The 26222-nt window shown below is 58.6% G+C and carries 27 protein-coding genes; 11 read left to right on the top strand and 16 right to left on the bottom strand.

Annotated elements, in window-relative coordinates; all coding sequences use genetic code 11:
* Positions 1-3 precede the first annotated feature (3 nt).
* Genes PspR76_RS15590 through arnC form a run of 7 tightly spaced genes read right to left on the bottom strand, consistent with a single transcriptional unit; the run spans position 4 to position 7695 of the window.
* On the bottom strand, positions 4-1383 hold the full coding sequence (locus PspR76_RS15590) for a UDP-glucose dehydrogenase family protein (protein ID WP_159956594.1): 1380 nt from the start codon (positions 1381-1383) through the stop codon (positions 4-6).
* Entirely contained in the window at positions 1380-1793 is a 414-nt protein-coding gene (gene arnF / locus PspR76_RS15585; protein ID WP_159956592.1) for a 4-amino-4-deoxy-L-arabinose-phosphoundecaprenol flippase subunit ArnF, read from the bottom strand. The genes PspR76_RS15590 and arnF overlap by 4 nt, the downstream gene beginning before the upstream one ends.
* Positions 1790-2137, bottom strand: a complete 348-nt coding sequence (gene arnE, locus PspR76_RS15580) for a 4-amino-4-deoxy-L-arabinose-phosphoundecaprenol flippase subunit ArnE (protein ID WP_159956590.1) — start codon at positions 2135-2137, stop codon at positions 1790-1792. The genes arnF and arnE overlap by 4 nt, the downstream gene beginning before the upstream one ends.
* Positions 2134-3789 (bottom strand): lipid IV(A) 4-amino-4-deoxy-L-arabinosyltransferase, encoded by a 1656-nt coding sequence (gene arnT, locus PspR76_RS15575; RefSeq protein WP_159956588.1) that lies wholly within the window; start codon positions 3787-3789, stop codon positions 2134-2136. The genes arnE and arnT overlap by 4 nt, the downstream gene beginning before the upstream one ends.
* Positions 3786-4670, bottom strand: a complete 885-nt coding sequence (arnD, locus tag PspR76_RS15570) for a 4-deoxy-4-formamido-L-arabinose-phosphoundecaprenol deformylase (RefSeq protein ID WP_159956587.1) — start codon at positions 4668-4670, stop codon at positions 3786-3788. Before arnD ends, arnT begins: the two co-directional genes overlap by 4 nt.
* A complete protein-coding gene (arnA, locus tag PspR76_RS15565; RefSeq protein WP_159956586.1) occupies positions 4670-6661 on the bottom strand; it encodes a bifunctional UDP-4-amino-4-deoxy-L-arabinose formyltransferase/UDP-glucuronic acid oxidase ArnA in 1992 nt (663 codons plus the stop codon). The genes arnD and arnA overlap by 1 nt, the downstream gene beginning before the upstream one ends.
* A complete protein-coding gene (arnC, locus tag PspR76_RS15560) occupies positions 6658-7695 on the bottom strand; it encodes an undecaprenyl-phosphate 4-deoxy-4-formamido-L-arabinose transferase (protein ID WP_159956585.1) in 1038 nt (345 codons plus the stop codon). The genes arnA and arnC overlap by 4 nt, the downstream gene beginning before the upstream one ends.
* Positions 7696-8166: 471 nt before the next feature.
* On the opposite strand from arnC, the gene PspR76_RS15555 reads away from it, so the two are divergent.
* Positions 8167-8985: a M949_RS01915 family surface polysaccharide biosynthesis protein gene (locus tag PspR76_RS15555; RefSeq protein ID WP_159956584.1), complete on the top strand. Its 819-nt coding sequence runs from the start codon at positions 8167-8169 to the stop codon at positions 8983-8985.
* Positions 8986-9093: 108 nt separating this feature from the next.
* Entirely contained in the window at positions 9094-10008 is a 915-nt protein-coding gene (locus PspR76_RS15550) for a site-specific integrase (protein WP_159956583.1), read from the top strand.
* Positions 10009-10154: 146 nt separating this feature from the next.
* On the opposite strand, the gene PspR76_RS15545 is transcribed toward PspR76_RS15550, so the two are convergent.
* Both PspR76_RS15545 and PspR76_RS15540 read right to left on the bottom strand, forming a co-directional pair.
* Complete coding sequence (locus tag PspR76_RS15545; protein WP_159956582.1) at positions 10155-11012, bottom strand: SDR family oxidoreductase; 858 nt, start codon at positions 11010-11012, stop codon at positions 10155-10157.
* Positions 11013-11158: 146 nt separating this feature from the next.
* Positions 11159-12367 carry a multidrug effflux MFS transporter gene (locus PspR76_RS15540; RefSeq protein WP_159956581.1) on the bottom strand — a complete coding sequence of 403 codons (1209 nt, stop codon included), beginning with the start codon at positions 12365-12367 and terminating at the stop codon, positions 11159-11161.
* Positions 12368-12603: 236 nt separating this feature from the next.
* Between PspR76_RS15540 and rbsK the strand changes: the two genes are divergently transcribed.
* From rbsK to PspR76_RS15525, 3 genes are read left to right on the top strand one after another with little or no spacing between them, the layout of a single operon-like run.
* Complete coding sequence (rbsK, locus tag PspR76_RS15535; RefSeq protein WP_159956579.1) at positions 12604-13524, top strand: ribokinase; 921 nt, start codon at positions 12604-12606, stop codon at positions 13522-13524.
* Positions 13525-13552: 28 nt separating this feature from the next.
* Positions 13553-14881, top strand: a complete 1329-nt coding sequence (fucP, locus tag PspR76_RS15530) for an L-fucose:H+ symporter permease (protein WP_159956577.1) — start codon at positions 13553-13555, stop codon at positions 14879-14881.
* Positions 14878-15924 (top strand): aldose 1-epimerase family protein, encoded by a 1047-nt coding sequence (locus PspR76_RS15525; protein ID WP_159956575.1) that lies wholly within the window; start codon positions 14878-14880, stop codon positions 15922-15924. Before fucP ends, PspR76_RS15525 begins: the two co-directional genes overlap by 4 nt.
* Here the strand turns inward: PspR76_RS15525 and deoR are convergent.
* On the bottom strand, positions 15921-16679 hold the full coding sequence (deoR, locus tag PspR76_RS15520; RefSeq protein WP_159956573.1) for a DNA-binding transcriptional repressor DeoR: 759 nt from the start codon (positions 16677-16679) through the stop codon (positions 15921-15923). The genes PspR76_RS15525 and deoR overlap by 4 nt on opposite strands.
* A 128-nt stretch (positions 16680-16807) precedes the next feature.
* Here deoR and deoC point away from each other — a divergent pair, with 128 nt between their 5' ends.
* Positions 16808-17491: a deoxyribose-phosphate aldolase gene (deoC, locus tag PspR76_RS15515; protein ID WP_159956571.1), complete on the top strand. Its 684-nt coding sequence runs from the start codon at positions 16808-16810 to the stop codon at positions 17489-17491.
* 68 nt (positions 17492-17559) lie between these two features.
* Here deoC and PspR76_RS15510 read toward each other — a convergent pair whose 3' ends face one another.
* On the bottom strand, positions 17560-17919 hold the full coding sequence (locus PspR76_RS15510) for a winged helix-turn-helix transcriptional regulator (RefSeq protein ID WP_159956569.1): 360 nt from the start codon (positions 17917-17919) through the stop codon (positions 17560-17562).
* A 24-nt stretch (positions 17920-17943) separates the two neighbouring features.
* Here PspR76_RS15510 and PspR76_RS15505 point away from each other — a divergent pair, with 24 nt between their 5' ends.
* Together PspR76_RS15505 and PspR76_RS15500 are read left to right on the top strand one after the other, a co-directional pair.
* Positions 17944-18642 carry an SDR family NAD(P)-dependent oxidoreductase gene (locus tag PspR76_RS15505; RefSeq protein ID WP_159961459.1) on the top strand — a complete coding sequence of 233 codons (699 nt, stop codon included), beginning with the start codon at positions 17944-17946 and terminating at the stop codon, positions 18640-18642.
* A gap of 339 nt (positions 18643-18981) precedes the next feature.
* A complete protein-coding gene (locus PspR76_RS15500) occupies positions 18982-20079 on the top strand; it encodes an SDR family oxidoreductase (RefSeq protein WP_159956567.1) in 1098 nt (365 codons plus the stop codon).
* 106 nt (positions 20080-20185) lie between these two features.
* Here the strand turns inward: PspR76_RS15500 and PspR76_RS15495 are convergent, their stop codons facing one another.
* Genes PspR76_RS15495 through PspR76_RS15485 form a run of 3 tightly spaced genes read right to left on the bottom strand, consistent with a single transcriptional unit; the run spans position 20186 to position 21944 of the window.
* A complete protein-coding gene (locus PspR76_RS15495) occupies positions 20186-20863 on the bottom strand; it encodes a glutathione S-transferase family protein (protein ID WP_159956565.1) in 678 nt (225 codons plus the stop codon).
* Between the two features lie 11 nt (positions 20864-20874).
* Positions 20875-21075 (bottom strand): hypothetical protein, encoded by a 201-nt coding sequence (locus tag PspR76_RS15490; protein ID WP_159956563.1) that lies wholly within the window; start codon positions 21073-21075, stop codon positions 20875-20877.
* Positions 21072-21944, bottom strand: a complete 873-nt coding sequence (locus tag PspR76_RS15485; RefSeq protein WP_159956561.1) for a patatin-like phospholipase family protein — start codon at positions 21942-21944, stop codon at positions 21072-21074. The genes PspR76_RS15490 and PspR76_RS15485 overlap by 4 nt, the downstream gene beginning before the upstream one ends.
* Before the next feature lie 189 nt (positions 21945-22133).
* On the opposite strand from PspR76_RS15485, the gene PspR76_RS15480 reads away from it, so the two are divergent.
* From PspR76_RS15480 to PspR76_RS15470, 3 genes are all read left to right on the top strand, one after another.
* Positions 22134-22772, top strand: coding sequence for a cytochrome b/b6 domain-containing protein (locus PspR76_RS15480; RefSeq protein WP_159956559.1), 639 nt, complete (start codon positions 22134-22136; stop codon positions 22770-22772).
* A complete protein-coding gene (locus PspR76_RS15475; protein ID WP_159956557.1) occupies positions 22769-23554 on the top strand; it encodes a molybdopterin-dependent oxidoreductase in 786 nt (261 codons plus the stop codon). Before PspR76_RS15480 ends, PspR76_RS15475 begins: the two co-directional genes overlap by 4 nt.
* Before the next feature lie 70 nt (positions 23555-23624).
* Positions 23625-23906 carry a pentapeptide MXKDX repeat protein gene (locus PspR76_RS15470; protein WP_064452401.1) on the top strand — a complete coding sequence of 94 codons (282 nt, stop codon included), beginning with the start codon at positions 23625-23627 and terminating at the stop codon, positions 23904-23906.
* 173 nt (positions 23907-24079) lie between these two features.
* Here the strand turns inward: PspR76_RS15470 and PspR76_RS15465 are convergent, their stop codons facing one another.
* Both PspR76_RS15465 and PspR76_RS15460 read right to left on the bottom strand, forming a co-directional pair.
* The gene (locus PspR76_RS15465; protein ID WP_159961457.1) at positions 24080-25450 is read right to left on the bottom strand and encodes a heavy metal sensor histidine kinase; all 1371 of its coding nucleotides are present in this window, start codon (positions 25448-25450) and stop codon (positions 24080-24082) included.
* Positions 25447-26118 (bottom strand): heavy metal response regulator transcription factor, encoded by a 672-nt coding sequence (locus PspR76_RS15460; protein WP_017479552.1) that lies wholly within the window; start codon positions 26116-26118, stop codon positions 25447-25449. Before PspR76_RS15460 ends, PspR76_RS15465 begins: the two co-directional genes overlap by 4 nt.
* Positions 26119-26222 lie beyond the last annotated feature (104 nt).

Below are 26222 nucleotides of genomic sequence, written 5' to 3'. Positions count from 1 at the left end.
GTATCAGGCTTCCTTGACCTGCTGCACCCAAGTTTGCTGAGGGATCGGCAGTTCGCAGGAGTCACCTCGGCCCATGGGGAAATACTTGAAGCCTTTGCGTGCCAGGCGCTCACCGTCGTACAGGTTACGGCCGTCGAAGATCACCGGGTTTTTCAGGCGATCGTGGATCAGGTCGAAATCCGGGGCCTTGAACTGCTGCCATTCGGTGCAGACGATCAGCGCATCGGCGCCGCTCAATGCCGATTCCGGCGTGCCCAAAAGGGTCAGGCGCGACTCGTCACCGTAGATGCGCTGGGTTTCCTGCATGGCCTCGGGGTCAAACGCACGCACATTGGCGCCCGCTGCCCACAGCGCTTCCATCAGCACACGGCTGGGCGCATCGCGCATGTCATCGGTGTTGGGCTTGAAGGCCAGGCCCCACAAGGCGAAGGTTTTGCCCTGCAGGTTGCCCTTAAAGTACGCGTTGACGCGTTCGAACAGCTTGCTCTTCTGGCGCTGGTTGATGGCTTCCACGGCTTCCAGCAGGTCGCTGGAGCAATTGGCCTCTTTGGCGCTGTGGATCAAGGCGCGCATGTCCTTGGGGAAACACGAGCCGCCGTAGCCGCAACCGGGGTAAATGAAGTGGTAGCCGATGCGCGAGTCGGCGCCGATGCCCAGGCGCACGGCTTCGATATCCGCGCCCAGGTGCTCGGCCAGCTCGGCGATCTGGTTGATAAAGCTGATCTTGGTGGCCAGCATGCAGTTGGCGGCGTACTTGGTCAGTTCGGCGCTGCGCAGGTCCATGAAGATGATGCGGTCGTGGTTGCGGTTGAACGGCGCGTAAAGGTCGCGCATCACTTCACGCACTTCTTCACGCTCGCAACCGATGATGATGCGGTCCGGGCGGCGGCAGTCGGCAACGGCCGAGCCTTCTTTGAGGAATTCCGGGTTGGAGACGATATCGAACTCCAGGTGGCGGCCGGCCACGCGCAGGTTCTTTTCGATATGGGCGCGCAAGGTGTCGCCGGTGCCGACGGGAACGGTGGATTTTTCCACCAGAATGACCGGCTCGATGCGATGGCGGGACACCGCATCACCCACCGACAGTACATATTTGAGGTCGGCTGAGCCGTCTTCATCCGACGGCGTGCCCACGGCGATAAACAGCACTTCACCGTGCTCGACCGCGAGTTTTTCATCGAAGGTGAAGTGCAGGCGTCCGCTTTCCAGGTTTTCCTTGACCATGGCCGCCAGCCCCGGCTCGAAAATGGTCACGTGGCCTTTTTGCAGCGACTCGACCTTGCTCTTGTCAACGTCCATGCAGATGACATCGTGACCGACTTCGGCCAATACGGTGGCCTGCACCAGACCGACGTAACCACTACCAAATACACTGATTTTCATGGGGCATTCCTGGGGCTTGCAACGCTAGCACGACGAGAGTTAATAACCAGTACTCCAAGGATGACCAAGGCCACCCCCAGGGTTTTTGAAAGCGAAAAATGTTCGTTGAACACCGGCAGGCTGGCGGCCAGCAAGTACACCAGCGCGTAGCTGATGCTGAGCAGCGAATAGGCGCGACCCAGGGGCAAATGCTTGAGTGCGCCGAGCCAGCAGAGCATCGACAGCGCGTAGGCGATGATCGCCAGTATCACTACGCCCAAGGCGCCCAGGTCGATGCTGTTGCTGTTGAGCGCGGTCAGCCAGTCGGCAGGCAGCGGCAGGCGCGTCATGCTCCAGCGCATGCCCAATTGGGCGGCGCTGACCAGGCCGACACTGCCCAGGGCCAGGGCAAAGCCTTGAGCCCGGCTCATACGTGACGCCCCAGCAACACCACACCGCCGATCACCAGCGCGACACCCAGCCAGTGACGGCCATCGATGTGTTCATGAAAGACGAAACGCGCCATCAGCGTGACCAGTACGAAATTCAGGCTGAGCATGGGGTAGGCGATGCCCACTTCCAGGCGCTGCAACACCAGCAGCCACACCAGCAAGCCCAGGCCCAGGCACACCAACGCCGCCCACAGCCAGGGCGAACGCAGTTTGGGCGCCCAGCCGTCGGGCTGGTCGCGCCAGCTTTCCACAGCAAACTTCTGCGAGACCTGGCCCATGCACGTGAGCAGGCACGCACCCAATAACAGCAGGAGGGTGATCATTGCGCGGCCTGCGGGAAGATCAGGATCACCAGGTTGCCGCGCTCGTAGCGCTTGCCGTCCTGGGGCAGCAGGTTCACTTCAGCCACTTCATCGTCGCCCTTGACCCGCATGACCACGCCGACCGGCCCTTGTTTGCGCGCATCAGCCATCCATTGCTGGACCTGGCTGGTGTCGATTCTGCGGTGGGCGGTGTCCGCGTAGGCGATGCCATATTTCACTTCACCGACGGTGTTGTAGAGCGCGACATCCGGGCGGCCCAGGCGCCAGGACAAGGCCGACGCCGCGCCCAGGTCATTGCTGAGCAAGGCGGTGGTCGTTTGCAGCTCTTGCTGGTGGTCGATGATGAATTGATCCGGAATCTTGTTGTAAACCACCGAGTGGGGCAGCGCGGCCGGCACCAGCAGCACCAGCAAGCCGCTGCCGATCAGCGGTGCGGCCCACAGTTTTAACGGGCGCGCGGCGTGCAGCAGGTTGACGAGGATCCAGCCGAACAGGCAGACGAACACCAGCACCAGGCTGAAGGTTTCCACGCCGTGTTCATACACCGGCTTTTTCATCTGGAACCAGCTGAGCGCCAGCAAGGCCAGCACGCCGAACGCCAGGTTCAGCCAGCCGTTGATGCGCAATGCGCGGCCATGGCCCAGTGCAAGCTTGTTACTCAGGGTCGAGCCCATCAGCAAGGCCAAGGGCAGCAGGCACGGCATGATGTACGACGGCAGCTTGCCCTTGGCCAGGCTGAAGAAAGCCAGGGGCATCAACAGCCACAACAGCAGGAACGCCGTCTTGGGCAGGCGTTTTTCCAGCCATGCGTGTTTAATCGTGGACGGCAGCAGGGCAATCCATGGCAACGAGAACGCGACCATCAACGGCAGGTAATACCAGAATGGCTCGGCATGCTGGGCGTCCTCGCCGGCAAAGCGTTGGATGTGCTCATGCCAGAAGAAGAAGTTCCAGTAGTCCGGCTCTTGCAGGTGCACCGCCAGCGCCCATGGCAGGCTGACGACAATGGCGACGACAACCGCCACCACACCGTAACCGAGCAGTTCACGAAAGCGCTTTTGCCAGATCGCATAGGGCAGGGCGATCAGCACCGGCAGCAACCAGGCAAGAAAACCCTTGGTCATGAAGCCCATGCCGCAGGCAAAGCCGAGCAAAGCCCAGGACCACAAACGGCCACGGCGCGTGGTGCTGTCGAAGCAAAACCACAGTGCAACGCCGGTCAGGTTGACCCAAAAGGTGAACTGCGGATCGAGGTTGGCATAACCGCCGAGCAACGCCACGCTGACAAAGCTCATGTACAGCACAGTGCTGACCAGGCTTTTTTGTGGGTCATTCCACAAGCGGCGCGACACCAGGTAAACCAGCACAATGCTCAGCCCGGTGCTCAAGGCCGAGGCAAAGCGCACGCCGAACAGGTTCTGCCCGAAGATCGCCTGGCCCAGCGCAATCATCCAGTAGCCGGCGGCGGGCTTCTCGAAGTAGCGAATGCCCATGAAGTGCGGCGACGCCCACTTGCCGGTCAGCAGCATTTCCTGGCTGATCTGTGCGTAACGGGTTTCATCCGGAATCCACAGGCCGTGCGTGGCCAGCGGTAACAGGTAAAACACGCCGAACGCCAACAGGAGCAGGGGCAATGCCCAGCGCCGGATCATGCCTGCTGCACTCCGAGCCAACCCTCGCGGCCGCTCAGGGCGCCGCGCACCAGGTGTTGCTGGGGCAGGGTGGTCACGTCCGCGGGCAACAGCTCGCCCAGGGGTTTGAAGTCGATGCCGCGCTGCCCGGCCTGGGCCAGCAACTGGCGAAAATCTTCAGCCATCAGAATCCCTTCTACTTCTGCGTGGATCGTATAGACGTTCAGCTTCGACTCGGTAAACCGGTCAAGAATGAAGCTGTTGAAGTCTTTGGCAGCCACCACCGGCCCGACGACTTCGTCGAAGGTCGGCAGGTCTACCGGAATTTGTGGGGTGCCCGCGCTGCCATCGGCCAAGGTTGGACGAAACAGGCTGGTGCCCCGGCAATCGCTGTTGTAGCGGAAATTGAAGCCTTGCTTGGCTTGCACCACGCGTTCATCGGCGCGCCAACCGGCAGCCGCTGAACAATCGATGCGCTCACCGAGGATGTCGCTCAAGGTGTCGACGCCACGGCGGATCTGTTCGACCAGCTGTGCATCGCTCCAGCGCCCGGTGTTGGCCTGCCAGCCGTGGTGATCCCACGCGTGCAGGCCGACTTCATGGCCGGCGGCCTTGGCCTGGCGCATCAAGTGCCCCAGGTCGCGGCCAATCGGCTTGCCAGGCCAGGCGGTGCCGGCCAGCAAGATGTCCCAGCCATACAGCCCGGCGGCATTGGAACGCAGCATCTTCCACAGAAATTGCGGGCGGATGAGGCGCCACAAGTGGCGCCCCATGTTGTCCGGCCCAACGCTGAAGAAGAACGTCGCTTTTACCCCTGCTTCATCCAGGGATTCGAGCAACCGCGGCACACCTTCACGGGTGCCACGGTAGGTGTCGACGTCGATGCGAAGGCCAGCCTGCATTACTTCTTGTCCGCGATTTCGAGCATGGCTTCACGCAGGAAGAAATCCAGGGTGTTGCCGATGGTTTCGCTCATCTCTACGGTCGGCTCCCAGTTCAGCAGGCGCTTGGCGTTTTCGATGCTCGGTTTGCGGTGTGCCACGTCCTGGTAACCGGTGCCGTAGAACGCCTTGCTTTCTACGTCGCGGAAACCGGCGAACGGCGGGAAGTTGCTGCGCAGCGGGTGCGCTTCGAACTGACGCAGCAGTTCTTCGCCGAGCTGACGAATGCTGGCTTCGTTTTCCGGGTTGCCGATGTTGATGATCTGGCCGTTGCAGACATCGTTGTCGTTATCAATGATGAGTGCCAGGGCTTCGATGCCGTCGGCGATGTCAGTGAAGCAACGCTTCTGCTCGCCACCGTCGAACAAACGGATCGGCGTGCCTTCCACCAGGTTCAGGATCAACTGGGTGATGGCGCGGGAGCTGCCGATACGGGCCGAGTCCAGACGATCGAGGCGCGGGCCCATCCAGTTGAATGGACGGAACAGCGTGAAGTTCAGGCCTTTGTCGCCGTAAGCCCAGATCACGCGGTCCAGCAGTTGCTTGGAAACCGAGTAGATCCAGCGCTGCTTGTTGACCGGGCCGACCACCAGGTTGGAGGTGTCTTCGTCGAAGTACTGGTCCTGGCACATGCCATACACTTCGGAGGTCGACGGGAAGATCACGCGCTTGTTGTACTTGACGCAGTAGCGAACCAGTTTCAGGTTCTCTTCGAAGTCCAGCTCGAACACGCGCAGCGGGTTACGGGTGTATTCGATCGGCGTGGCGATGGCCACCAGCGGCAGGACCACGTCGCACTTCTTGATGTGGTACTCGATCCACTCGGAGTGAATGCTGATATCGCCTTCCACGTAGTGGAAGTTGGGGTGGCTGCGCAGGCGCTCGATGGCGTCGGAGCCGATGTCCAGGCCGTAGATTTCGTAACGGTCGTCACGCAGCAGGCGCTCGGACAAGTGGTTACCGATAAAGCCGTTCACGCCCAGGATCAGTACGCGGGTACGACGTGGCTTGCGGCCGGACTCGGCGCCGCGCAGTACGGAGCCGTCGACCAGGCCCAGTTCGTCGGCCAGGGAAGGACCGGCCAGGTACAGGCCGTTGGCGTTACGCTGGCCGAACTTGACCACCAGGGAATCTTCACCGCAGGCGATGCGCAGCGGGTTGACGCTGATCACACGGCCAGGCGCCAGGCCTTCGTTGCCCTTCACAACTTCGGCTTGCCAAACGATCAGCTTGTGCTCGCCGACGGCGCAGAAGGCGCCCGGGTACGGTTGGGTCACGGCGCGAACCAGGTTGAACAGTTCTTCAGCCGGCTTTTTCCAGTCCAGCTTGCCATCGGCGGCGGTGCGGCGGCCGAAGTAGGTGGCTTGGCTTTCGTCCTGGGCGGTTTCTGCCAGTTTGCCTTGAGCCAGTTGCGGCAGGGCGTCACGCAGCAGGTTGGTGGCGGCGTCACGCAGTTTGGCGTGCAGGGTCAGGCCGGTGTCAGTGCGGTCGATCACGACTTTCTGCTGGGCCAGGATCGCGCCGGCATCGGCACGCTTGACCATGCGGTGCAGGGTCACGCCGGTTTCGGTTTCGCCGTTGACCAGCACCCAGTTGGCCGGTGCGCGGCCACGGTATTTGGGCAGCAGCGAGCCGTGCAGGTTGAACGCGCCTTTTTTGGCGGTGGCCAGCAGGGCCTCGCTCAGCAGGTTGCGGTAGTAGAACGAGAAGATGTAATCCGGGTTCAGCTTGGCAATGCGCTCGATCCACAGTGGGTGGTTGGCGTCTTCCGGTGCATGCACCGGGATGCCGTTGCGGGCGCACAGTTGCGCGACGGAGCCGTAGAAATTGTTTTCCTTTGGGTCGTCGGCATGGGTGAACACGGCAGCAATTTCGTAACCCGCATTGAGCAGGGCTTCAATACCAGCACAGCCAATATCGTGGTAAGCGAAGACAACAGCTTTTGAATTCATGACGAAACCTGATCGGAAGGAGAAGTAGAAGTGGTATGGGAGGACACCAGGCCGTCAACGACGACCACTGGAGCCGGTGCTGCCGGTTGGTTGCGCAGCACTTTTTCAATGAAGAAACGCGGACGGGCGCGCACATCGCTGTACATGCGCCCCAGGTATTCACCCAGGAGGCCCATGCCGATGAACTGGCCACCGGTGAACACGAACAATACCGCAAACAGCACGAACGTACCGTCGCCGGCCCAGGTTGCACCGAAGGCGAGGCGCATGACGATCAAGGCAAAGGCGAACAACATGCCCAACGCGGCCAGGCTGAAGCCGACAATGCTCAGCAGGCGCAATGGCGTGGTGGTCATGCAGGTCAGCAGGTCGAACATCAGGCTGATCAAACGCATGGCGCTGTATTTGGACTCGCCATGTTCACGCTCGGCGTGGTGCACCAGGATTTCCGTGGTGTGGCGGGCAAAGCCGTTGGCCAGGATCGGGATAAAGGTGCTGCGCTCGCGGCAGGCGAGCATGGCGTCGACGATGGTGCGGCGGTAGGCGCGCAGCATGCAGCCGTAGTCGGTCATGGCCACGCCGGTGGAGCGTTGCACGGCCAGGTTGATCAGGCGCGAAGGCCAGCGGCGAAAGGCCGAGTCCTGGCGGTTGTTGCGTACGGTGGCGACCACGTCGTAGCCCAAGGCGGCTTGTTCGACCAGGCGCGGGATTTCTTCCGGTGGGTTTTGCAGGTCGGCGTCAAGCGTGATCACCACCTCGCCCCGGCACTGCTCGAAGCCGGCCATGATCGCCGCATGCTGGCCGTAGTTACGGTTGAGGATCACCGCCACTACGTTGCTGCCGTCTTCTGCGGCGGCGTCTTCCAGTAATTGGGCGGAATTGTCGCGACTACCATCATCCACCAGGATGATTTCGTATTCGTAGGCCAGTTGCTTGCAGGCTGCCGTCGTGCGACGCAGCAATTCAGGCAGGCTCTCTTGTTCGTTGTAGACCGGGATAACGATCGACACGCAATGAATAGGGTAGGGTTTCAAAGATTCATGACCTCGGGGCTAGAGCGATTGGAGCGTGAAAACAGCAGTAATCAGTGGCTGGATAGTCAGAAAACTGATTAAACATAGCGTGGGGTTGCGGCATTCATTCGACTTTCCTGAGGACAGGCAATGTTTTCTTCCATGGGCTAGCAGAGTAAAGACGAAAATCGTGAAAGGTAAAGCCTAATCAACAGGTTAGTCGGAGAACACACGGTTCGTTCTCAAGTCCTGCGGCCAAGATTAAGCGGAAAATTGTTGAACGAATATGAAAGGCGGATGAAAAACTCGTTTATTTGACAGGTAGACAGCTAGGGTTCAGCTAAGTAATAGAGCCGCCGACGGTCTCCTTTGATGGGTAAAACCAGGGCGTTTTTTCGACAGTACTGTGTACCGCCGGTTTTATTCAACAAACTTCTCTGCATTGGCCCTCAAGTGCCGGTAAAGTAAGCCATCTCTTGCCAGGGTACTCGGATGAATAGCGTGCAGCTTTTACGCGGCCAGTTGCGGCCCGCGTTGATGGGATTGTTGATGGCTGTGGCCTGTGTCACGACCGTACGGGCCGATGACGGGGTTGCGCTCACCACTGTCGACCAAGTGCCCGAAGGCGTTGAAGTGCGCGGTAAACAGGTCGCGGCCTACACCTGGGACGACCGCCAAGGCAAGAACCTGCTGGTGCTCGCCGAGCAGGTCAGCGAGCGTGACGACGACGGGACCCAGTCGGCATTTGTCTACGCAGCCCAGTATTTGCTGAGCGGCGACCATCCCAAGCGCGTGTGGATGCTCTACGACGATGTGCAGCATTGCCAATTTGACGCGGCGCTGCGCTTCGACATGGCGGCGACCAAGGTCACCGACCTGGCGGGGGATGGCATCACCCAGGCCACCGTGGGCTATTCGCGTACGTGCACCAGTGATGTCAGCCCCAACGAATTCAAATTGATCATGCATGTCGGCAAGTCCCAGAAGTACCGCCTGCGCGGCGTCGACCGCGTCGGCGCAAGCTGGTGGGATGAAGAAGCCGGGGCCTTGCGTGGCATGCCATTGCCCAAGGATTGCAGCGTGGTGGCGCAGCAGGCCCTGGTCAGCCAGTACAAGGAACAGGGCACCGAATTGCCCTTACCGGGCTGTTATGGCGATGAAAAAGACTTCGCCAAGGCCCCGGACAGCTACCTGGCATTCATGCGCCAGCACTGGTTCGCCTTGATGCAAAAGCAAGACACCGAGTGGAGCCAATCCCAGACCCAGCCGCAACCCGAAGACCCGACCGAGGATGACGAATCGGCCCCGTGATTTTGTTCGAGGGCCGGTCCTGCGTTAGACTCGGCCCTCGCCAATTCACTAAATACCTCGATTAAACAATGGCTTGCTTGAGGTATTTAATCCAAAGGCTGATCTACCTTGACTGAGTCTATTCGCAACCCGCTGACCCTCTACCTCACCCGCCTGGCCCCCTCCAGCCAACTGAACATGCGCTATGTGCTGCAGGATGCCGCCGACCGCCTGGGCTTCGAAGACATCAACCTTGAAGACATCGACTGGCACCTGCTGCAACCCGAACACGTGATTGCCCTGGTCGCCGCGCTGCGCGAAGACGGCTATGCGCCGAACACCTCATCGCTGTATGTGAATGCGGTGCGCGGGGTCATGAACGAAGCCTGGCGCACGAGTCTGATCAGCCAGGATCACCTGCTGAAGATGCGCTCGGTCAAAGCCGCCCCCGGCACACGCCTGGGGCAGGGGCGCAACCTGCGGCGTACGCTGATCCGCGAGATGATGGACGTGTGCGCCGCCGACCCACGGCCCCAGGGCCTGCGGGACGCGGCGGTCATCGGCATTCTGTATGGTTCGGGCATGCGCAAGTCCGAGTCGGTCAACCTGGACCTGGCGCAGATCAACTTCGCTGAGCGCAGTTTGCGTGTGACCGGCAAGGGCAATAAGGAGTTGATCAAGTACGCGCCGGCCTGGGCCTTTGACAAGCTGACGGCGTGGCTGGAATTTCGCCGCGAACAGCTCAAGGAGGGCGAGCAGGACGACGCCTTCCTGTTCAATCGCATCCGCCGGGGCAGCCATATCACCCGCGAACGCATCACCAAACACGCGATTTACTACATCGCCCGTCAGCGCGGCGAACAGGTGGGCGTGAAGATCATGCCGCATGACTTCCGGCGTTCGTTCATCACCCGGGTGATTGAAGAGCATGACCTGTCGATCGCGCAGAAACTGGCGCACCACACCAATATCCAGACCACCGCCAGCTATGACGTACGCGACGACAATGAGCGGCGGCGGGCGGTGGATCGGTTTGATTTGTAGCTTCGATTAGCTATTTGGGAGGCGGCTTTTGTGGCGAGAACGCTTGCTTGCGCTGGGGTGCGAAGCGCCCCTGAAAGCGGCGAGCGCTGCGCACTCGAACGGGAGCAAGCTCCCTCGCCACAGAAGCCAGCTCCAACAGGTAGAGCTTATAGAATGGGCTTGCCGCCGGTCACCGCGTAGCGCGAACCGGAGATGTAACTGGCTTCATCCGAGGCCAGCAACACATAGATCGGCGCCACTTCCACCGGCTGGCCGGGGCGGCCCAGTGGGGTTTCGCTGCCGAAGCTCTTGACGTCTTCATCGGTCATGGTCGAGACGATCAGCGGTGTCCAGATCGGGCCTGGCGCTACGCTGTTGACGCGAATGCCCTTGCTGCCCAGCAACTGCGCCAGGCCACCGGTGAAGTTGGCGATGGCGCCCTTGGTCGCGGCATAGGCCAACAGCGTCGGCTTGGGCATGTCCGAATTGACCGAGCTGGTATTGATGATCGAGCTGCCGGCTTTCATGTGGGGCAAGGCAGCCTTGCAGATCCGAAACATCGCGGTGATGTTGATATCGAAGGTCTTGACCCATTCCTCATCCTCGATCTCTTCGAGGGTTTCGTGGGTCATCTGGAACGCCGCGTTGTTGACCAGCACGTCGATAAGGCCGAACTGTTCGACGGTTTGGTCGACCAGTGCCTGGCAGTTGGCCTTTTGCGCGATATCACCCGGCAGCAGCAGGCACTGGCGCCCAGCTTCTTCGACCCAGCGTGCGGTTTCCTGGGCGTCTTCATGCTCGTCCAGATAGGAAATGGCCACATCGGCGCCTTCTCGTGCGAACGCGATGGCCACCGCACGACCGATGCCGCTGTCGGCACCGGTGATCAAGGCAATCTTGTTGGCCAGCCGACCGGAGCCTGTGTAGCTCTGCTCACCGCAATCAGGGTAGGGGTCCATTTTTTTCTGGGAGCCGGGCACGGATTGGGCTTGCGGGGCGAAGGGTGGGCGAGGGTAGTCAGTCATTTGTGTCTCCATAGAACTTGAAGGGTGCTATGGCGTTAGTAGTTTTACCGGCGGCGATAGTTGTGGTGGATGTGGGGCACGCCCGACGAATGGTTTACCTGACACGCAGCGGGATTCAGCTGGGGCTGATCCCGCCGGCGTAGGGTTCAGCGGATGGGCGGCGTGTGCGCCAAGTGGGTGGGTAAACGACGCAGCGTCCACAAGGTGACCCACATTGCGGCAACCGCACACAGGGCAATGCCAATCAACATCGGCGCCGGCGTGTGGTCAGCGAACACGCCCACCAGGGTCATGGACACCGCCGCGGTGATCATCTGGATCGCCCCCAGCAGCGCCGACGCCGAACCAGCCACGGCGCCGTGATCCTCCATGGACAACACACCGGCCGCCGGTAATAAGAGGCCGAGGAAACCAAAGCCGATAAACAGCAACGCCATCATCAAGGCCAGGTTGTCGCTCCACACGGTGGTGGCGGCCAGCAACGTCATGACCACGGCCACGCCCACCACCGACCAGCGAATCAGCGGTGCCAGGCCAAAGCGTGCGCTCAGGCGTGCGGTCAGCTGGCTCATCGCGAAGAACGACGCGGCGTTCAGCGCGAAACACAGGCTGAACTGCGTGGGCGTGAGGCCGAAGTATTCGATGTATACGAACGGCGCACTGCCGATAAACACAAAGAAGGTCGCCAGGCCAAAACCGCAGACCACGGACAGGCCGGTGAATACCGGATCGCGCAGCAATGCGCCGTAGCTGCCGATTGCACTGCCCAGGGTCTTGCCCAGGCGGCGCTCGGCGGGATGGGTTTCGGGCAATTGCACGATGGTCATGATCAGGCACAGCACGGCCACTACCGCGAGCACCGCGAACACTTCACGCCAACTCCACAGCGAAATCACCACGCTGCCGGCCAGCGGCGCCAGGATCGGTGAAACACTCATCACCAGCATCAGCAACGCCATCAAACGCGCCGCTTCATGGCCGGTATACAGATCGCGAACAATCGCGCGTGGAATAACCATACCGGCGCATGCGCCAAACGCTTGCAGTGCACGAAAACCAATGAGTACTTCGATGGTCGGGGCCAACGCGCAACCGACGCTGGCCACGGCGAAAATCACCAAACCGGCATAGATCGGTGGCTTGCGACCGAACACATCGCTGATTGGCCCGTAAAACAACTGGCACACACCGATGATCATGAAGAACACCGTGAGGCTCATCTGCACCGCCGCCGGCGACGCCTGCAGGCTGGCACCCAGGGTCGGCAGCGCAGGCAAGTAGCTGTCGATGGCGAATGGGCCAATGGCGGTGATCAACCCCAGCAGCAAGGCGAGGTGGGCAATACTTCGTGGCATGGGGTTTTCCGGGTCACAGCAAAGATCGGCCAGCTTAGAGAGCGCCCCTTGGGTGCACAAGGTGGTGATTACACAGACGCTACATTTTCCTGCCTTCGCAGTTTTTCTCCCGCAGCGAATGCGACGTTGATCGCCCACCGTGAAAAATAGATTGAATATTCACACCTAATGTTATTTAAATACCAAAAAAGAGCGCCTCGACCTGCCTGGTCGTGCCGCAACAAGGTGGAATAGCAATGAGCAAGATCGCAGTCATCGGCAGCAATATGGTGGATCTGATTACCTACATCGACCGCATGCCGGCCCAGGGCGAAACCCTGGAAGCGCCGGGCTTTGCCCTGGGTTGCGGTGGCAAAGGCGCGAACCAGGCCGTGGCGGCCGCCAAGCTGGGCGCCGAGGTAGTGATGTTGAGCAAGGTCGGCGACGACATGTTCGCCGACAACACCCTGGCCAACTTCCAGCGCTTTGGCATCGACACCCGCTATGTGCAGCGGGTGCCCGGCGTCTCCAGCGGCGTGGCGCCGATTTTTGTACAGGCCGACTCCCACAACAGCATCTTGATCGTCAAAGGCGCCAATGCGCACTTGTTGCCGGCGGATATCGACGCGGCGGCCGCCGACCTGCGTGAGTGCACGCTGATTGTGCTGCAGCTGGAGATCAACCTGGAGACGGTTTACTACGCCATCGAATTCGCGCACCGCCATGGCATCGCGGTGCTGCTCAACCCGGCACCGGCCCTGGCCGGGCTGAGTGCCGAGCATCTATCACAGCTGGATTTCCTGATCCCCAACGAGTCGGAACTGGCGTTGATCACCGGGCTGGTCGTGGACTCGCCGGACTCAGCCCGCAGCGCCGCAAGCACCCTGGTCGCCAGCGGCATTCGCCACGTGATCGTCACCCTCGGCGAGCAGGGCGCGCTGTACGTGGGGGAGGAGGGCGAGTTTCAGGTGCCGGGCCAGCGGGTTGTCGCCCGTGACACCACCGGCGCCGGTGACGCGTTTATCGGTTGCTTCATTCAACACTGGAATCACCACCGCAATATTCGCCAGGCCATGGAGCAGGCGGTGGCTTATTCCGCGTGCTCGGTGATGGCGCTGGGTACGCAGACTTCCTACCCCGACAGTGCAGCGTTCGCACGCTTCCAGCAACAACGCTAAGGCCTTCCATTCAGCCCGGAGAACAATAATGAACAAACCTGCGCTGCAACAGACACCCGATGGTTTTTACCTGAACCGCACGCCGTGGTTCGCCTTTATCCTGCTGTGCAGCATCTTTGCGTTGTGGGCGGCGGCGGCGAGCATGAACGACGTGCTGATCGCACACTTCAAGAAGGCGTTTTTGCTCAGTGATTTCCAGACTGCCTTTGTGCAATCGGCGTTTTACCTGGGCTACTTTTTTGTGGCGATTCCGGCCGCGATGGTGGTGCGTCGCTTGAGCTACAAAAGCACGATCCTGATCGGCTTGTTGTTGTACATGCTGGGCTGCCTGCTGTTTTTCCCTGCGGCGTCCTCAGCCAAGTACGGGATGTTCCTGCTGGCGCTGTTTGTGATTGCAGCTGGCTTGTCGTTTCTGGAAACCGCTTGCAACACCTACTCGACGCTGATGGGCCCTCGGGAAACCGGCACCCGGCGCTTGAACATCTCGCAGACCTTTCACCCGTTCGGCGCGATGGCCGGGGTGTACGTAGGCAGCTTTGTGATGTTCAAGGACACCGACGCCACCACGGCACAGCTGCAGCAGATGAGCGCCACTGAGGCGGCGGTGCAGCAACTGCAAATGATCCAGTCCACGCTGCTGCCGTATAAGTGGATGATCGCCGTGCTGGTGCTGATGTTTATTCTGATCGCCATTACTCGCTTCCCTGCCTGTAAAGGCAACAAAGCTGTCGGCAGCAAGCCGGGCAGCATTCGTCAAAGTCTGGGACGGTTGTGGCGTAACCCGCGTTTCACCTTCGGCGTGCTGACGCAGTTCCTGTATGTGGGCGCGCAGGTGGGTGTGTGGAGTTTTACCATTCGACTGGCCATGCAAATGGGCGGCATGAATGAGCGCAGCGCCTCGTGGTTTTTAATGACGACCTTCGCCGCTTACTTTGTCGGCAAGTTGATCGCCAACCTGTTGATGCGGCGTCTGCACCCTGCCAAGGTGTTGGCGATCTACGGCGTGCTGTGCATTGTGCTGCTGGCCTACACCATTCTGGTGCCGAACATTTCGGCGGTGTACGCAGCGGTCGGCGTGAGTATTTTTCTCGGCCCGTGCTGGCCGGCTATCTACGGCCTGACCATCGATGGGTTGGGTGAAGACACCGGCGTCGGCGGTTCATTGCTGGTGATGAGTATCGTCGGGGGCGGCGTGATTCCGATCTTCCAGGGCCTGTTGTCCGACGCCAGCGGCGGCAACATGCAGCTGGCCTACAGCGTGCCGTTACTGTGCTTTATCGTGATTGTGATGTACGCGCTCAAGTGCCTGCGCCAATCGGACGCTGTGCCCTCGGGCGCAGCAGTGGTGGCCTCATGAATACGTGTATCCCACTGTATCGGGCGGTGTTTGCCGAGCCAGAAAAGATCCTTTTACAGTCTGAGGATTTCAAGGTCAGCGCCTGGACTTACCCGTCCGGCGTGCTGGCCGTAAGCCTGGAAAACATCCGTGGGCGCCTGGTGGTGTTGCCTTACCAGGGCCAGATGATCTGGTCGGCAGTGTTCGAAGGTTGCGACCTGACCATGACCCACTTGTTCAAGCAGCCCAGGCCCAGCCCGACGATTATCGATACCTATGGCTGCTTCATGTTTCACAGCGGCCTGCTGCGCAACGGCTGCCCGGCGCCGGATGACACACATGCGTTGCACGGCGAAATGCCCTGCGCGCCGATGGACACGGCCTGGCTGGAAATCGGCGAGGGTTTTGTGCGGCTGGGCGGCTCATATGAATATGCCAAGGGCTTTGGTGATCGCTACCGGGCGAGCCCGAGTGTGACATTGCGCGCCGATTCGGCGCTGTTCGATATCGACATGGACGTGACGAACCTGGCCGGCAAACCCATGGAGCTGATGTATATGGCGCACATGAACTACGCCTATGTGGACGGTGCGCGGTTCGTCGAGCCGCTGGGCATGCAGCGCTTGCGCTTGCGCACCAGCGTGCCGGACCACGTCAGGCCGACACCGGACTGGAGCGCCTACATGGCGCGCCTGGCCGAGCATCCCGCCCAACTGGCGAGCCTCGACGCGCCGGCGTTGTATGACCCTGAAATCGTATTTTTCTTCGATGGCGTGGGCACAGATGCTACGGGCCACGCGCACTTTTTGCTCGATCACCCTGATGGTGCGGCGTTCTACACGCGTTATCAGCCGGAGCAGTTCGAGCACGCTGCGCGCTGGATCCTGCACACGCCGGACCAGCAAGTGGCGGCGTTCGTGTTGCCGTCGACCTGTGAGCCCGAAGGCTATAACGCCGAAAAAGCCAAAGGCCACGTGCGCTCGCTGGCGGCTGGGGCCAGTGCTTCGTTCAGTGTGACCACCGGCTACTTGAACGCGCAGGAACGCCGGAAGTTGCTGGGTTAAACCAGCAATTGCGCGCCGCTGGCCTGGATGGCGTCTTTGTAGACGCGGGGTATTTTCTTGTCGCTGACCACGTAGTGAAAGTCTTCCAGTGCGGCGAAGTGAGCGGTGCGCACCGTGTCGAACTTGCTGAAATCGGCCAGCAACACACGCTGCTGGGCCTGGCGTAGAACCTTTTGCTTGACCTCGACTTCATTGAAGTTGAAGCACGTCACGCCGAATTCCTGGCTGACACCGGCGGCGGTCACAAAGGCCCAGGTCAGGCGCACGCTGTCGAGGATGCTGCTTTCGGCGCTGCTTTCAAACACCTGGTTCTTGCGGTGAAAGGTGCCGCCGCACAACACGATGTGGCAGTTGGGTTTGTTCTGCAGCTTGAGCAGTACGTTCAACGAGCTGCACACCGCGGTGAACTCCAGCTCATCAGGGATGAAATCAATCACAAAGGGCGAGGTGGTGCCGCAGTCGAAAAACACCGTGTCACCGGGCTGTATCAAGCGCGCAGCGAGTTTGCCAATGCGGCGTTTTTCCTCGACGTGGCGCGTGTCCTGGTCGGCGACGCGGTAATCGCTGGCCTCATTGCCAACCCGGGTGATGTAGCCGCCGAGCAGACGCAAGTGCTCGGTGAAGTGGTTGAGATCACGGCGCAGGGTCATCTCGGAAACGTCCAGCAGCGCCGCCATTTCCCGCAGGTGAATGGCGTTCTGATCCTGCAAGGCTTGTTGGATAAGCTTGAGTCGCTCGGCTTTTTTACTGTCCACGCGTATTCCAGGGCTTGATTGTTTATGTTAGATAAGTAACATTAAGTGATAATATTGTAACGCACCAATGTGGGCAGCATGACAATTGGCCCGCGATCATTGGCAACATACAGGCAAGGGCACGTTAAATGAATACGCTTCAACCCGCAGCATTGGCCAGGTACATCGATCACACCTTACTGGCGCCCGACGCCTCCCGTGAACAGATTCGCATTTTGTGCGAGGAAGCCCGGGAGCATGGCTTCTATTCGGTGTGCCTGAACTCCGGGCAAGTGCCTTACGCCGCGTCGTGCCTGGTCGACGCTGGCGTGGTGATTTGTGCGGTGGTGGGCTTTCCACTGGGCGCCGGCTTGAGCGACACCAAGGCGTTTGAAGCTGAGCGGGCGATTGCCGCCGGGGCAGGGGAGATCGACATGGTGCTCAACATCGGCTGGCTGAAAGAAGGGTTGCTGGACGAAGTACGCGAAGACATCGCCTTGGTCCACAAAGCCTGTGGTGCCGTGCCGTTGAAAGTGATCCTGGAGACCTGCCTGCTCACCGACGCACAGAAAGTCCAGGCGTGTGAGATCTGCCGGGACTTGGGTGTGGCCTTCGTGAAAACCTCAACGGGGTTCAGTAAAAGTGGCGCGACAGTCGAGGACGTTGCACTGATGCGCAAAACCGTGGGCACAGGCGTTGGGGTCAAGGCGTCCGGGGGCGTGCGTGATTATCCGACGGCGGTGAAGATGATCGAGGCCGGCGCTACGCGTTTGGGCAGCAGTTCGGGTATTGCGATTGTGGGCGGAGCGATGACGGCTGCGAGCGGTTATTGATCGGTTTAATATAACTCAACTAAATAGAAATTTAGTTGAGTTATAGTTTTTATGCATATAAATAAGCCTCAAGACGAGGTGAGGGCGGCTGTTCGACGTGCGCTGATGCGTTCGACGGTTTGCATGTGCTCCGTGCCCCAAGTGCACAACGAACCAAGCGCCATGGCCAAGGAATGACCGAACGGCGTGAGTGAGTATTCCACCTTCGGCGGCATTTCCTGATAGTCGATGCGCGCAATGATTTCATCGCGCTCCAGCTCTTTGAGTTGCTGGATCAGCACCTTGTCGGTCACGCCACCTATTGCGCGGCGCAGTTCGCCATATCGGTGTACATCCTGCGCCAGATGATAAAGGACCAACGGTTTCCATTTACCGCCAATCACCGCCAGCACGGCGCCCAGACCGCAGTTGAACGTGTTATTCGACATGGATTCGCTCGCTGAAACAGCGGCATTGGCCTGGCCACCGCCATTCGTTTCGCAGCCGAAGGCGCACAGGTGGTGATTGTGGGGCGCCGCCAGGAAGAACTGGATAAGGCGCTACGGCTAATCGGCCCTGGAGCCATTGCCATTCAGGGCGACATTTCAAACCTGGGCGACCTGGAACGCATCTTCACGCAAATCAAAGCGGATAAAGGCCGAATTGACGTGCTGTTCGCCAATGCAGGCTTGGGTGACTTCCAGCCAATCGGCTCAATCACTGAAGAATCCTTTGATCGCACATTCGGCATCAACGTCAAAGGCACGTTGTTCACCGTACAAAAAGCCTTGGCGCTGATGAGTACGGGCGGTTCGGTGATCCTGACCGGCTCAACCACAGGCACCATGGGCACACCAGCGTTCAGCGTCTACAGCGCGACAAAGGCCGCACTGCGTAATTTCGCCAGAAGCTGGGCGCTGGACCTGAAAGGCACCGGCATTCGCGTCAACGTACTTTCACCTGGACCAATCTCGACACCGGGCCTTGACCTGGCGTTGTCAGGTACTGGCCAGAAAGATGCGATCATCGACGACATTACGGGACAGATCCCACTGGGCCGAATTGGCCAGGCAGAAGAAGTTGCGGCAGCAGCGTTGTTCCTGGCGTCGGATGAGAGCAGCTTCATGACCGGCAGTGAAATGTTTGTGGATGGCGGGTTTGCTCAGGTGTGAGGCTGAAAGGGGTTTTGCCCGTTGAAATCTGATGGGCACAGCCCCTGATTACGTAACATGATATTACGCATAATGTATATTATGTTAAATGATGTGTCTGGTGAAGGATGTTCATGAGGCTCGTAAGGCACTGATTCGACGAACCCGCTTCTGGCATCCATTCTCTCAACGCGCCATGTCCTTCGTGTTCACGGCGAGTCCTTGAATGAGGTGACTGACGATTAAGCTGAACGCGATAGATCGCTTGTACCTGCATTTGACAGCCCGCCATACGGATCCGGTTTAGGTTGAACCTCTGTTACTCAGGTGGACTCCCAAGTCTAAATCCAGGAGAAACGTATGACCCAGACAGCTTTGGTCGTAGGCGCCAGCGGCATCGTCGGCAGCGCCATCACTCAGTTACTCATCGACAACAAGTGGCAGGTTGCCGCGCTATCGAGGCAACCGTCGCAATCGCAAGGCGTGATCCCCGTCGCGGCAGACCTGCAAGATCCCGCTTCGCTGGAACATGCGCTTGCGGATCTGAAACCTACTCATGTGTTCATCACAACATGGTCACGGCAAGCCACGGAGGCCGAAAACATTCGCGTTAATGCCGCCATGGTTCGCAATGTGCTCGCCGCCATTCGACCCGCCAGGAGCGTTAAGCACGTAGCGCTGGTTACTGGCCTGAAACACTACCTCGGCCCTTTCGAAGCCTATGGTAAAGGCAGCCTTCCGCAAACGCCGTTCCGAGAAGAGCAAGGGCGTCTGGATGTCGAAAATTTCTACTACGCCCAAGAAGACGAGCTCTTTGCCGCTGCTGAAAAGGACGGCTTCACCTGGAGTGTTCATCGTCCGCATACCGTCACCGGGGTTGCCGTAGGCAACGCGATGAATATGGCAACCACCCTCGCCGTCTACGCCTCGATTTGCAAACAAACCCATCGCCCTTTTGTATTTCCGGGATCAAGAGTGCAGTGGGACAGCCTCACCGATATGACGGATGCACGGCAATTGGCGAAACAACAACTATGGGCGGCCACCACGCCGGCTGCGGCCAACCAGGCATTCAATGTCACTAATGGCGATGTTTTCCGCTGGAAATGGATGTGGAGCCGAATTGCCGAATACTTCGACTTGCCTGCTGCCGATTACCCCGCCTCACTCTCACCGCTTGAGAAGCAAATGGCTGACGACCAAGCCGTATGGAAGCAGATAGTCGCGGAGCACGGTTTGAAAGAAGCCGATATTGGTCGCCTGATATCTCCATGGCATACCGATGCAGACCTTGGTCGCCCCATCGAAGTCGTCACTGATATGTCGAAAAGCCGTGCAATGGGCTTCACCGCCTACCAAGCAAGCGATCAAGCATTTTTCGATGTGTTCGACAAACTACGCGAGATGCGCTTGATCCCCAGCTCGTGCTGCAACGGACAAAGCACTGAGAATAGGTAAAGACCGCAAGGTGCGGGCCCCTTATAGGGCCCGCAGTCTTGAAACGAGCAAATTGCTCCTCTTTTACCCATGCTCACTGGAGCAATGCCGTGCGCAAGCGGCGCGTCTACTGAGTAATTTGAGGGAACATTGCCTTACGCGCGTCAGCATCCATCTCAGTCTTGTAACTGTGCTGGTTCTTCAGTTCTTCGGTTCGCTGTGCTGCCGGTCGAGCATTGATGTCATCAAGGAGCCGTTTTACGTTTGGCAGTTTTACCCAAGCGTCATTGCCCAGGATGAACGGTACCGCGCGCGCCCAACCCCATACGGCCATGTCCACCAGTGTGTACTCACTTCCGAGCATGTAAGGCTGTTTGGCCAGATGCTCGTTGATGATCGTCCAGTGACGCCAGGCTTCGAAGGTGTAGCGGGTAACGGCGTAGTCTTTTGGCTCGGGGGCGAAGTGCTTAAAGTGGACAGCCTGTCCAGAGTACGGGCCGATGCCCGTCGCGACGAACATGAGCCAGGAATACATCTCACCTCGCGCCTTGAGATTATCAGCAGGCAGGAACATCCCGGTCTTTTCGGCTAGATAGAGCAGTATGGCGTTGCTGTCGAATACCACGTTGTCACCATCAACCAGAGCCGGTGTCTTGGCATTCGGATTGATTTTAAGAAACGCCGGATCGTGCTGTTCACCCTTGCGGGTATCCACAGGGATGAGTTCGTACTCAAGGCCTGACTCCTCCAGGAAAAGCGCAACTTTGGCGGGGTTAGGAGACGGGTGATAGTAGAGTTTGATCATATTGACTCCGTTCAGTGGTTTTCAGTGAACATCGCAAAAGCCAAGGGAGGAAGACCAAGGCTTTTGATGGCAATACCAATGGCGTCTGTTATACACGCAGGATCGGGATTAATCCGTGCCAAAACTCGAATGCCCAGCAATACACTGAGCAAATGATGCGCCGCCAGCTTCACATCAATCGGTAGACCTGCCTTTTGAGAGGCGAAGATCACCCTTCACCAAAATGATGAGTATGGGCCAGTAACGAATCGGGTATCCCGTCGCGAATCAATCCGCCCTCTTCTATCCAGGCCTGGGTTGACAGATAAGCACGTTGCAGCAGTTTGTCTGTCTGGTTGAAATCGAACACAGAAGCGTCCAGTGGGCATAGCGGCGGCACTACATGGATAGCTGCGCGTGCGCGGTACAACTCGATGTCACGCACCAGTTGACGCATGCTCATCAAATTGAGCGTGTGCAAGGCCAGCGCAACGAGTCCACTGGGCGGACATGGGCAAGCGCAACCGAATCCGGTAGGAAGCACCACAACCCGTGTTGCCCCCAATGCCACCGCACTGGCAATCGGCGTATTGCTGCTGACTCCGCCATCGACCAGGAACTTGTCTGCGACTCGCACGCTGGGAAACACCAGCGGAATCGCAGCACTGGCGAGCAAAGCCTGTTCAGCACTGCCACTGGACAGAAGCTCTTCGGCACCGCTGAGCAAATTGGTGGTGACGATATAAAGCGGTAACACGGTGTCTTCGATCAATTTGACCGGCAGTGATCGGCTCACTAAACGATGCAATGCGGATGCGCTCAGCAAGTGCCCACGTCGATTAATAATGCCCTTGAGGGTATCGAGCGCCGAGAACGGAAACACATCCGACTTACGTAAGCTGCGCCAGAAGTCCGCAAGTTCGCTCACGCCTTTGGCATTCGGTCTGGCTGCGAAGTAGGCACCGTTGATGGCGCCGACCGACGCTCCAACCACCAAGTCAACTGAGACCTCAGCCTCAACGAGCGCCTGTAGCATTCCGACCTGAACCGCACCAAGGCTCCCACCACCAGCAAGTACAAGAGCAGTTTTTACGGTTGGCATAGACGTACCCTCACTGATACCGCCCTCCTGACGTTACAAGCCTAGCTGGCCGAAGGCCTTTCTATCTGCCTGATAGGCATATTGGACGTACGGAACGCTTCGCCCACCTCAAAGGAGCATCGTGTTTTGAGTGAGCGTCTACACTCGATCAAAAGGTTATGACGTTATTCCTGTTTGGAGTCTCCTCCAATGCAAGCCGCACCTGAAACAACCCGTGCTGCTTCTGTGAACCCACAAAGCAGCCATCCCGCCTGGTTGAGATTGACCCATTGGTTGAACGCTTTAGCGGTGCTGGTAATGATCACCAGCGGATGGCGTATCTATAACGCCTCTCCCCTTTACGATTTTAATTTCCCCACGTCGATCACCCTGGGGGGCTGGCTGGGGGGCGCGTTGCAATGGCATTTCGCAGCAATGTGGATGTTGGTCGTCGTCAGCCTTTTCTACCTGCTTTTCAATCTTTTTAGCGGCCGTCTGTCGCGACGTTTTTTTCCTGTATCACCCAAAGGCTTTTTTCATGACCTGTGGTCTGCACTCCATGGGCGATTGGGGCATGACGATATTGGCCATTACAACCACGTGCAGCGTGTGGCGTATCTGTTTGTGATGCTCGACATTATTGCTCTAGTGATTTCCGGGTTGGTTCTGTGGAAATCAGTCCAGTTCCCGCTACTACGTGAACTGCTGGGCGGCTACGACAGCGCTCGTCATCTGCACTTCATTGCAATGTCTCTGTTGGTGGCTTTTATCGCCGTGCATTTGGTGATGGTCGCACTGGTTCCAAAGACGTTATTGGCCATGATTGTCGGCCATAAGGAGCGCGTATGAGGAAGCGTGAACAACGCCCAGTGCTGGATGAGTCGTCCATTTTGAAGGAAGCACGGAAAATTATTTCGCTCCAGGTCGAAGATCGCTCACGGCGCGCCTTCCTGCTGCGTAGCCTGACCCTGGGCGGTGTCGCCATGCTGTCCGGCTGCAATATCACCGATAACGATCACGTTGAAACGGCGCTGTCCTCCATGTCGCGCTTCAATGACAGGGTGCAGGGCTGGCTGTTCAACCCGAACGCCATGGCCCCTACCTACGCAGAATCGATGATTACGCGGCCATTCCCCTTCAATGCCTTCTACGGCATCGACGAAGCGCCTGCCGTCGATGAGGACACCTACCGATTGGAAGTAACCGGCATGGTCGCCGACAAGCGCAGCTGGAAGCTTGAGGAACTGCGTGCCATGGCACAGAGCGATCAGATCACCCGGCACATCTGTTTCGAGGGCTGGAGCGCCATTGGCCGATGGGGAGGCATCCGCTTCAGTGATTTCCTCAAGCGCGTTGGCGCAGATACCGACGCAAAGTACGTCGGCTTCAAATGTGCCGACGATTACTACACCAGTATCGACATGGCCACGGCGCTGCATGCGCAAACGCTACTGACGCTGACCTACGACGGTGCCGTACTGCCCCGTGAATATGGCTTTCCAATGAAGCTGCGCATGCCCACCAAGCTTGGTTATAAGAACCCAAAGCACATTCAAGCGATTTTCGTCACTAATACCTACCCGGGTGGTTACTGGGAAGACCAGGGCTACAACTGGTTCGGTGGCAGCTGACGCCCGTGGCAACCCCATTGCGCGGCCCGGGCTGCGCTTATTCGCAACCTGAGTCTCAAGGAGCTTCACGATGAAAAGGTTAACGACTGCAATCCTAGGTATGTGCCTGGCAGTGGGCGTCGCGGTTGTACACGCCGACGATACGATGAGCAATGACACGATGAAGAAAGACACGATGTCCCACGATACGATGAAAAAGGACACGATGAAAAAGGATGAAATGCACAAAGACACCATGGGTAAGGACACGATGAAAAAAGACACCATGGGCAAAGACACGATGAAGAAAGATTCCATGTCCAATGACGGCATGAAAAAAGACGACATGAAAAAGAATGACATGTCTCAGTAAAGCGGTGCATTACAGCAAAATTGTGCTGTGTCTGGAAAACCCGCCTCGGCGGGTTTTCTCGATAGCGCTCGCAGGTGCGATGGCATCAAGACGCAACCTGAGGTTTTAATGAGGTGAAGACCATTGAAACAAACCAAGAAAAAACCTCAAAACATAAGCCCCATGGCATTCGCTCAAGCATTCTGCAGCACAAACACCAAGCAAAAGCGCGTACCGGCTCCAGTGCTCTCAACGGTTACCCGACCGCCATGCAATTGCATGATTGAGCGGACGATTGCTAACCCCAAACCACCCGAGTCGTCCGGCTGGTTGCGTGACGGGTCGCACCGGTAGAAGCGCTCAAACAGTCGAGGTAGATGTTGCGCTGAAATCGGCGGGCCTTGGTTGTGCACTGTGACTTCGATCCTGTCCTCCCATACCACACTGCTAATAGTCACCGCGGTACCAGTCGCGCCATAACGTAGCGCGTTGGACAGCAAGTTAGCCAATGCTCGACGGATCAAGGCCGGATCAGCACGCAAGTGGTCATGGGCCTGATTGATCAGCGTGACATCATGCTCTTGCGCCACGCCTTCAAAATACTCACACAGTTGCTCGACCAGATCGTGCAGGTTGATGAGCTCAAGACTTACCGATGCATGCGACTGCTCGTTACGAGCGAGAAACAGCATGCTGTCGATCATTCGCGCCAGACGCTCATATTCTTCCTGATTGGAAACCAGCAGGTTCTGGTAGTCCTCAATTGAACGACCATGCCTGAGCGATTGTTGGGTATGCCCCATCAGGTTAGTGAGCGGGGTACGCATCTCATGGGCGAGATCCTCTGAGAATCGTGAGAGCTGGGCGAAGCCCTCTTCGAGGCGTGCGAGCATTTGATTAAGCGCCTGGCTGAGCACTTGCAGCTCACTGAATTCGCTGAACTCATCCAACCGCAGATGCAGGTGGTGTGCATCAATGGCGGCAGCACGCTTCGCCAGCAGGCGCACAGGTCGTAAGCCTCGCTGGCTGACCCACCCGCCGAGCACAAAAGCCAGCAACGCGCCGACCGACATCGCGAGCCAGAGCTTGAGTCGGTAGGCCCCCAGCATCTGCTCGCGCTCGCTCAACAACTTGCCAGCAATCAGGGTCAAGCCGCGATCACCCTGCATGACATGCTGCCAGGCAAGCCGCACCGACACCGAAGTGTCACCATCACCCAACTGAGCCTGGGCTGCGGCCGGTAACGTGGGCAAGCTCATACTGACGGGGTTGATTTCGATCAGCACCTGGCCGGTGTCATCGATAATCCACAGCAGGTTGTCGCGATTACCCAGCATATTTTCGTATAGCTTGGGCCGATTTCTGAGTTGCTCGACGCTGACACTGTCGTTGATCAACGCCTGCATGCGCACCAGGCGCCCGAGCAGGGCCTGGTCATCGCGCCACGCGATTTCTCGCTGTAACGACTGATAAAGATAAAAACCAATGGAGCCCAGCAGCAACGCGCTGACTAACGCGAACATGACCGCCAGGCGCAAGCTCAGGGCGCGCGGAAACAGTTTCAGGATTGCACCTCAAGCATGTAGCCGATGCCACGCACTGTCTGTATCAACTTGAGCGGGTAAGGATCGTCAACCTTGGCGCGCAGTCGCCGGATGGCGACGTCGACCACATTGGTATCACTGTCAAAGTTCATCTGCCAGATCTGCGAAGCAATCAACGAGCGCGATAGCACCTCTCCTTCACGGCTGACCAGCAGGTGCAACAGGGCAAACTCCTTGTTGGTCAGGGTCAGGCGTTCACCCTGGCGCGTGACCTTGCGTCGCAACAGATCCAGGCTGAGGTCTGCAACCAGAAACTGCTCGACCTCACGGGGCGGGCCCCTGCGCAGCAGCGTACGTACGCGAGCCAACAACTCGGCATAGGAAAAGGGTTTGACCAGGTAATCGTCGGCCCCTGACTCGAGCCCTTTGACCCGATCCTCCACAGAGTCTCTGGCGGTAAGAAAAAGCACCGGGGTTTGCCACTTGCGCCGGATAATCTGCAGCAATTGCCAGCCGTCAAGGCCCGGCAGCATGACGTCCAGGATGATCAGGTCGAACTCGCTTTCCTGCGCCAGATACTGGCCCTCCAGGCCATCCAGGGCGACCTCCACCACGTAGCCCGATTCAGTCAGGGCTTTGTGCAGGTAATCCGCTGTTTTCGCTTCATCTTCTACGACCAGGATACGCATCTTTTCCTCCGGAACTGGAGCATAGGCTAGCGCGCCCGAGCGTTTTGGCACATTACATCTTGGTAATCATCAGGCAATCATTCTGACGGAGTGCACGGGGCATC

Origin of the sequence: Pseudomonas sp. R76 (genome assembly GCF_009834565.1) — a bacterium.
Classification (GTDB): domain Bacteria; phylum Pseudomonadota; class Gammaproteobacteria; order Pseudomonadales; family Pseudomonadaceae; genus Aquipseudomonas.
The sequence above is the reverse complement of the archived record's forward strand: the minus strand, read 5'-3'. Positions and strand labels throughout refer to the sequence as shown.